The sequence below is a fragment of the Intrasporangium sp. DVR genome (genome assembly GCF_040365325.1).
Taxonomy (GTDB): Bacteria; Actinomycetota; Actinomycetes; order Actinomycetales; family Dermatophilaceae; genus Intrasporangium.
In genome coordinates this window covers 296,668-303,653 of record NZ_BAABZW010000016.1, presented here as the reverse complement: position 1 = coordinate 303,653, position 6,986 = coordinate 296,668, and the positions used below count along the sequence as shown (strand labels likewise).

The 6,986-nt window shown below is 68.1% G+C and carries 9 protein-coding genes; 1 reads left to right on the top strand and 8 read right to left on the bottom strand.

Annotated features, from left to right (window positions below):
* Nucleotides 1-195: 195 nt before the first annotated feature.
* The 5 genes from ABWV20_RS13490 to ABWV20_RS13470 all read right to left on the bottom strand — a co-directional run bounded on the left by ABWV20_RS13490 (nucleotide 196) and on the right by ABWV20_RS13470 (nucleotide 4,344).
* A complete protein-coding gene (locus ABWV20_RS13490) occupies nucleotides 196-1,698 on the bottom strand; it encodes an FtsK/SpoIIIE domain-containing protein (RefSeq protein WP_353355850.1) in 1,503 nt (500 codons plus the stop codon).
* On the bottom strand, nucleotides 1,698-1,964 hold the full coding sequence (locus tag ABWV20_RS13485; protein ID WP_353355848.1) for a hypothetical protein: 267 nt from the start codon (nucleotides 1,962-1,964) through the stop codon (nucleotides 1,698-1,700). Before ABWV20_RS13485 ends, ABWV20_RS13490 begins: the two co-directional genes overlap by 1 nt.
* The gene (locus tag ABWV20_RS13480) at nucleotides 1,964-2,374 is read right to left on the bottom strand and encodes a hypothetical protein (protein ID WP_353355846.1); all 411 of its coding nucleotides are present in this window, start codon (nucleotides 2,372-2,374) and stop codon (nucleotides 1,964-1,966) included. The genes ABWV20_RS13485 and ABWV20_RS13480 overlap by 1 nt, the downstream gene beginning before the upstream one ends.
* A gap of 123 nt (nucleotides 2,375-2,497) precedes the next feature.
* Nucleotides 2,498-3,037 (bottom strand): flavoprotein, encoded by a 540-nt coding sequence (locus ABWV20_RS13475; RefSeq protein ID WP_353355844.1) that lies wholly within the window; start codon nucleotides 3,035-3,037, stop codon nucleotides 2,498-2,500.
* The gene (locus ABWV20_RS13470) at nucleotides 3,034-4,344 is read right to left on the bottom strand and encodes a helix-turn-helix domain-containing protein (RefSeq protein ID WP_353355842.1); all 1,311 of its coding nucleotides are present in this window, start codon (nucleotides 4,342-4,344) and stop codon (nucleotides 3,034-3,036) included. The genes ABWV20_RS13475 and ABWV20_RS13470 overlap by 4 nt, the downstream gene beginning before the upstream one ends.
* A gap of 22 nt (nucleotides 4,345-4,366) precedes the next feature.
* Here ABWV20_RS13470 and ABWV20_RS13465 point away from each other — a divergent pair, with 22 nt between their 5' ends.
* Entirely contained in the window at nucleotides 4,367-5,164 is a 798-nt protein-coding gene (locus ABWV20_RS13465) for a hypothetical protein (RefSeq protein WP_353355840.1), read from the top strand.
* Nucleotides 5,165-5,289: 125 nt separating this feature from the next.
* On the opposite strand, the gene ABWV20_RS13460 is transcribed toward ABWV20_RS13465, so the two are convergent.
* From ABWV20_RS13460 to ABWV20_RS13450, 3 genes are read right to left on the bottom strand one after another with little or no spacing between them, the layout of a single operon-like run.
* Nucleotides 5,290-5,469: a hypothetical protein gene (locus ABWV20_RS13460; RefSeq protein WP_353355838.1), complete on the bottom strand. Its 180-nt coding sequence runs from the start codon at nucleotides 5,467-5,469 to the stop codon at nucleotides 5,290-5,292.
* A 60-nt stretch (nucleotides 5,470-5,529) separates the two neighbouring features.
* Nucleotides 5,530-6,276: a hypothetical protein gene (locus tag ABWV20_RS13455; protein ID WP_353355836.1), complete on the bottom strand. Its 747-nt coding sequence runs from the start codon at nucleotides 6,274-6,276 to the stop codon at nucleotides 5,530-5,532.
* 17 nt (nucleotides 6,277-6,293) lie between these two features.
* Nucleotides 6,294-6,863 (bottom strand): RNA polymerase sigma factor, encoded by a 570-nt coding sequence (locus tag ABWV20_RS13450; protein ID WP_353355834.1) that lies wholly within the window; start codon nucleotides 6,861-6,863, stop codon nucleotides 6,294-6,296.
* Nucleotides 6,864-6,986 lie beyond the last annotated feature (123 nt).

Genomic DNA, 6,986 nt, shown 5'->3' with positions numbered 1-6,986 from the left:
GACCGGAAACGATGCGGCATCAAACCCGTGCCGGTTCAGCCTCCCACGGTCCCACCTGGTCAGCCGTCCACGGCAGGTCAGCACGGGCACCGCAGGCGGCCAGGGTCTGCCACGCCAAGGCTCCCAGTGGGTGACGTGCGGCGGTGTCGGCCGCCTCCTCGAACACCTGGCCCAGCCGTGCGGACCTGTTGAGGGTCATGCCGACTCGCCTGCCCTGGTCGACTCGCGAGGAGCGCGCGGCTTGCGTGGCTTCCGAGTCTTGGCCTCCAGTGAGTCAGCGGCTGGGCCGCGGGTGTCGGCGGCATCCGTGCCATTCGTTGGCATGCCGCGGAGGAGCCCGTACGGGTCCGGCGATGGTGCCAGCGACACGGCGGGCAGCCGGTGCACGGTCGGGTAGGCGCCGTTGACGGCGTGGATCAGGTCGTCGTTCGCGTAGTGCGCGCGCACCTTGGACACCGACCCGTCCTCGGCAACGGCGAACCCGGTGCCCGGGTGGCGGGGGTCGATGCGGTGGCACGGCGCCGTCTTGGTCGCCGCGTCCCCGAGAACCATCTCGGTCTCGAACGAGTCCTTGAGCCGGAGCCCAACCATCTGCGGGAACAGGTTCCGCATCGGGACGGTGTCTTTGCGCGGGTCCTGCACCCACCCCCAAACCGACCACCCGGGCGCACGGCCCTGGGTCAGCAACACGCGAAGGGCGGTGTCGGCGCGGCGGCGCAGCTGCGCGTCGCTGATGTACGCCGTCAGCGCGGCCAACTCGTCGACCACGACCAGCACGTGCGGATCGGCCGCGGTGGGTTGGTGGGCGCGGGCCTGTCCGGCCATTCGGTCCGCCCGTTTGGTGAGTAGGTCGGCTTCGCGCTCGAGGACGGCGACGGCCTGCTCCGGTGTGGTGGCCAGCGCGGAGAACAGCCCGGGAGCGTGGGTCAGTTCCATGCCCGCCTTGAGGTCGACCCCGACCAGCCGCACGGTCCCGGCGTGCACGGCGGGGGCGAGGGCGACGATCAGGGACCACATGACCGAGCCCTTCCCGGCACCGGTCATGCCCGCGATGAGGGTGTGGATCCTGGCGTCCGCTGTCCACCGGCTCCCGGACAGGGCGCGGCCGAGTTCGACCCTCTCCAACGGGTGACCCGCGAGGACTTCCGTGGGCATGGGGGTGGCGGTGGGGCGGGCCAGCAGGTTCCGCAGCGCCAACGTCAGCAGCGCGCCAGACGGTCCGTCGGGTGCGACCCGGACCGCGTGAGCACCCCATGCCGCCGCCAGGGCCGGTGCGGCACGGTCGACGTCGTCCAGGGTCTGACCGGAGGCGAACCGGAGCCGGATGATCTCGACACCGTCCCGGCAGCGGTTCTTCCGCAGCCGTGGCACCAGTCGTCGAGGGCCACCGCTCGCGGCGTCGGGCCCCGGCACCGACAGCCCGACCGCGACGCAGGTGCGGACCCAGTGGTCGTGGTGGCGACGTTGGGTGGAGAGGTCGGCCACGTCCAGCCACGAGGACCAGTGCAGCTGCGGCCACGCGAACAGCAGCCCGAGCCCGAGGCCGGACCCAACCGCGGGAACGTGGTGCCCGGCGACCCACAGCCCGACCGTGGCGACGAGGAGGAGCAGGGCGAGGCGTGGCAAGCAGCGAGCCACCCACCACACCTCACGCCCCACCTCCGCGAAACCCGACAGGAGTCGAATGAGGGACTTCATCACCACTCGCCCCGCTGATGCGCCTCCGCGGCCCGGTAGGTGTTTGCCACGTACACCACCGCGTCCTGCAAGTGCCCCGCTGCCACCGCGATGGTCTGGTCCGCGTTCGGCACCGACCCGGCCAGATCGGCGCGGACCTCCCCAAGCAGCGCCACGACCGCGTCGAGGCGCCGGGCGACCGGGGCCAGCCGCTCCACGATCCCCTCATCCGTGGTCACCCCGAGGGCCTGCGCGACCTGGTCGAGGGTGACCGTCGAGCCAAGCATCACGCTGCCTTACCCGTCGAGGACGCCGAGGTGCCCGCGCCAGTACCGGTCGAGCCGCTGGCCTTGTCGTCCAGCTCCTCGGCCCGCCAGGACTCGCTCAGCCCGCCGGCCTTGTTCACCCGGACCTCGACCGTCAGCCCCCGGAACGACACCGGCTCGAACTCACCCAACACCGGCTGCACACCCGACCCGACCCGCACGAACGCCGTCGTGGACGACTCCCGCCCGAAGGCCTGCTGCCGGTAGGTGACCTCGACTTCCCACAGAGGCATCCCCGTGTCCTCGTCGCGGGCTTGGGTCTCGCCCGGGCGACGCTTCCCATCCGGGCCGTCGACCCAATCCCGAACCTCGTTCACGATCCCTGTCGACCGCATCGACTGCCGCTTGCTCTCCACCGCGTAGAACGTCATGGCGCATCCTTCTCTCAACTCCGCGAGCCCGTTGGTCGGGCTAGTGAAACCATCAGAAGGCCGCGGGCAAGGGCCAACCCGGACAAACTGTCCGGGTTTGTGAAACAGGCGACGCGCGTGTGCCTACAGGGAGTCTTCAGCCGCCTGGATAATTGCCGCCCACGGGAGCGCACGACCGGGGTCTGCGGTCCGAGGTTCCGCGAGGGGCCACACGTCGTCGCCGTAAATCAACTGCACCCCGACCGAGCGAAGCGCGGCCAGATGCCCAGCCCATCCCGGTTGTCGGGCGTGTGCGGCGTTCACCCGAGGGAACAGCACCATCGGAGTCGTGGCCACGTTTTCACAGAGGGATGTCAACGCTTGGTTGTCGGCGATGCCCAAGGCTAGTTTGGCCACACTGCTGGCAGACAGTGGCGCGGCCACGTAGACGTCGGGCTTGGGGTGTGGACTTTTCTCCGATGGCAGGCGAGGAGTTGACCGAACGGGAAGGCCGGTCAGATTCTCGAGCTCGCGGATGAGATCCGAAGCCTGTAGCCACGTGGCTGCAGTCGGGGTAAGGGTCACTCCGACAACGTGCCCCCGGTCAACCAACGGTTTGACCAGTTCACGCGCGATGGACTCGACGCCACCGGCTGCCCCAGCGACGATTGCAAAGGCGCTCACTCCACGGCCCGACAGCGGCCGGCCAAGGCGCGCATCGGCGCTGCCCGCTGGGAGGTGGCCGGTGTCCTGCGGTACATGGTGCGCAGCGTCTCCCGAGCCGCCGCGCTATGGCGAACCAACTGCGGAGCCTTGGCTTCGGCATCGACCAGGGCGGTCAGGGCCTCTTCATCGCGTGCCACGTAGCTCAATGCCCGGGCCATGTCGATCTGATGAGTCGCAGCGCGCTCCACGGGTAAGGCGTCGATGCGAACCGACGGGCCACGCTCGACGACCTCGGCGACGTCGCCGAGGTCCAAGGACGTGGACAACTCGTGAAGCCGCACGTTGCTGGGACCGAACCCGGTCTGCCAATGGTTCACGTCTCGTCCGAGCCGTTCGGCCGCCTCGCGGGCCTGTCCGAGCAAGACGCGCGTCTCGCCCCGGTCCTGCTGGCGTGCCGCCGCGACGGCAGAGCGCAGGAAAAGCATCCCGAGCAGGCTCAAAGCCTCCTCGTCGCCGCTCTTTACTTGTCCGGCTAGCCAGGAGGCCGCGGTTTGCCCGAGCTGCATCGCGTCGTCGTATCGACCTACGGACAGGAGGGCATGTGTTCCCGACCGTGCTGCCGAGGCCAGCACAAGCGGGTCATCGGACTGGTCCGCGGCCTGCATCGCTCTCTCTGCCGCGATCCACGCCAGGTCGCCCTCACCGATCTTCGACATGGTGGACGCGGCGAGGTGATGCACTCTTGCCGAAACCGCCCAGCCGTCGCGGGCTGCCGGGGTTGCAGAATCCTCTAGCGCCTGGGCCGACGTGATCAACGACGGAAGAGCGTTCACCACACGGCCAATGCGGCCCGCTTGGAAGTCCGCCCAGCAGTGCTCGGCGGCCCGAGCGGTCGCTGAGGCATCGACGCTCGTACCTTGCTCGGAGCCGAAGAGAACCCGTGACAGTCGACGCGGAGCCATCAAGGCATCGCGAACTGCTGGGACGTCATCGTCGCGTTGAGCCTCGTCTTCCATCAGCATCGGCTGACCTAGGAGATCGCCAACGGTCACCCGCAGGGCCTTCGCCAACTCAGCCAATACGTCCAACCGGCGCAGCGGTCGATCGCCTCGCTCGATCTTGCTGAGCCAGTCTTCAGACCGGCCAACTAGACCCGCAAGGACCGCCTGCGTCAGTCCACGACGGCGACGATAGAAGGCGATCCGCTCGCCCACACTCAGCGTGTCACCAGCCCCTCTCATGGCAACACCATAGGACAGGCCCGGGACCGTCCCCACGACGTCAGGGGCCAATGCGCCTCCTTGACCGCAAGTCTGCTTGCTCACCTCAGCCACCTACCCTCGACGCATGACCAATGAACCGCACCCGGACATTGTCTTCGGACTCCACCTGGTCAATGAGATCACCACCGCCACGCAGCTCCTCGCGGTGGGGCTCAACCAAATCATCGAGCCCAATTGGTATGCGTCCGAGCCTGCGACGTCCTTCACGTGCATGGCTTCTGGGGTGGAGCGCATCCTCAAGCTCACGTTCGGCCTCAGCGCTTCTCATCAGGGTCAGCCGTTTCCCTCCGCGAAACAGCTTCAGAAGCTCGGCCATGACCTCATTGCCCTGGAGGGCTTTGTCCACCCGCCCCTGACGGCGAAGGCCCGAGCTCTTGGCAAGGGCTACGTGGCCGATCTTCTGGCTGACGTAGGCACCGACCCCTATTGGCCGGGCCTGCTCGCCACCCTCGATTCATGGGCGTCTGCATCTGGTCGCTACCGAGACCTCACGATCCTCACGGGGGAGAAGACCCACCAAGACCCGCCAACGGCCCTGTGGGATGCCACCGAGCGTGCATGCCTCCAGGATCTCGGCCTCTGGGCTGCCATCGTCGGACCAGACAATCGTGCAGCCCTCGTGCAGGCGCGCACGCGTCTGGCCCTATCGATCCTCAAGTGGTGGCACGCCATCTTTCGCGTCTGGACACACGGTCTGCTTGGCCCGGCGCGTCTCGCCCGGGACTGCGCTCTCACCTGCCGAAAACCGTTACCTCGCGCCGTCCCTCGTTGCGCTAGTCAGGCCCCGGTAGACGAGCGGATTCCACTGCGTCCTCTGCTGCTTCCGGCTCTAAGGGATCAAGGCGGCGCTTCGCGCCGCTGAGGTCCGGGGGCCCGCGATGGGGGCCCCGCGCTCCGGGCGCTTCGCGCCCTGCGCGCACCCCACCGCACCCCGGCCCCAGGGAACGACGAGGCACCCGCGGTCGTCAGGGGGCATTTTCAGGCTGATCAGTGTTGTCCCAGGTCAGCAATGTCGAGGACGAGGCCGAGTGCTGCGATCGCGATTCCTGAGTAGAGCAGGATCTGACCGGCCTTCTTGAGGTCGATGTGCGGAGCCTCCGTCGTCACAGCGAACCTCAGCACCGCTCCAACGATGGCGAGGAAGATCCCCAATCCGAGCAGACCCATGAGCGTGAGCTCCCTTCTTCTTGAGTGTGTCTTGCCGGTCGGGCCGAGAGTTCCGTTCTCTTACCCGTCGCCTGCGCCGTTCGCGCCCGAACCGACGGCGCCGTCATCAGTGTCGCCGGCACCGGTGCCGGGGCGTTGATCCGAACCGGATTGCCCTCCATCGGCGTCCAGACCCTGACCCGAACCGTTCGTCTGGCCCCCGGAGCCCCTTGCGGAACTCGAGGTCTCGGGTTCGTCGGCGTTCGACCCCTGGCTTGCGCCCTGGTTCGGACCATCCTGTCCGGCCCCTGCGTCGCCGTCGCCCAAACCGCCAGAGTCAGTGGTCGCGTCGGTTTCGGCGTCCCCGTTCTGGCCGGAGGGGCCGCCCTCCTCGTCGGGGCCGCCCGTTGTTCCCGGTGTTGTCGAGTCCTGTCCTGGCTGATCCCCTGGCGCATCGGCAGGGCCGTCCTGCTGGTTCTCCACGGGACCCTGCTCGTCAGGATTGGGCAGGTCGAACGGGGTGAGGCTACCTACGATGACCGAGACCACGCGCTGGACGGGGGCGGGCAGGTCGTTGGCCGCGGCGGCAGTCAGGCCGCCGGCCACGACCCCTGCGGACACCAAGCCTGCGGCACTGAACCTGATGAGCGACCGGCGTCGACGAGCCCTGGCCGTTGCTGCGACGGCGTTCATCGCGATGCGCAGCTCGTCGCTGATGTCCGGGGTCGCGTCCGACCCAACGGTTCGTAGGGCCGCAAAGAGATCGGCCAGGGCGGGGTCGGCCAGGGCCTGGTCGTCGCCGATGTCGGTCACGGTGCGCGATTCCACTCGTTCGTCCCTCCCACTCATTTGCGTGTCCCCGAACCCGTCGGTGATGCCACAGAAGGGGCCAAGAGCTCTTTCAGGGTTCTCAGTCCCCGGCTCTGAAGCCTCTTGACGCCGGGCTCCGAGATGGCCATGACGCTGGCCGTCTGGCTGATCGACAGGTCAGCCAAAACCCTCAGGAGAATGACGGACCGCTGGTCGTTAGGGAGGAACTCCAAAAGGTCCAGTAACTCTTCGTGGGCCACATTGGCCAAAGCGACCTGCTCCGCAGAAGCCACCGTACGGTCGTCGTCCTCACGGTCGAACGGCTGCTGCGCAGGGTGCCGCGCGCGGGCTCTGCGCTCGTCCACGAGCCTTGCGTGCGCCACCGAGAACACCAGCGTCCGCAGTCCTTCCCATCCACCTCGTGTGCTGCTGATCCGACGGATGACCTGGACGAATACCTCGTTCGTAAGGCCGTCGGGATCGTCGGCCCCACGGACTGCGAAGTACCCGCGTACTTTGGGCGCCAACGCCACGTAGATACGTTCCAACGCGTCGCGGTCGCCGCCGATAGCTGCTGTGGTGGTGGCCTCGAGGTCCGGCGCCAAGAGTCAGACCTCCTCGGTGTCGTCGGTGGAGCGGAGCCTATGCCAAGCCCCGCCCCACGTGGACTCAACCGTTGCTCTGGCCGCCGTCGTCCTTGTTGCCGTCCTGGACCTCGCCCTGGTCGG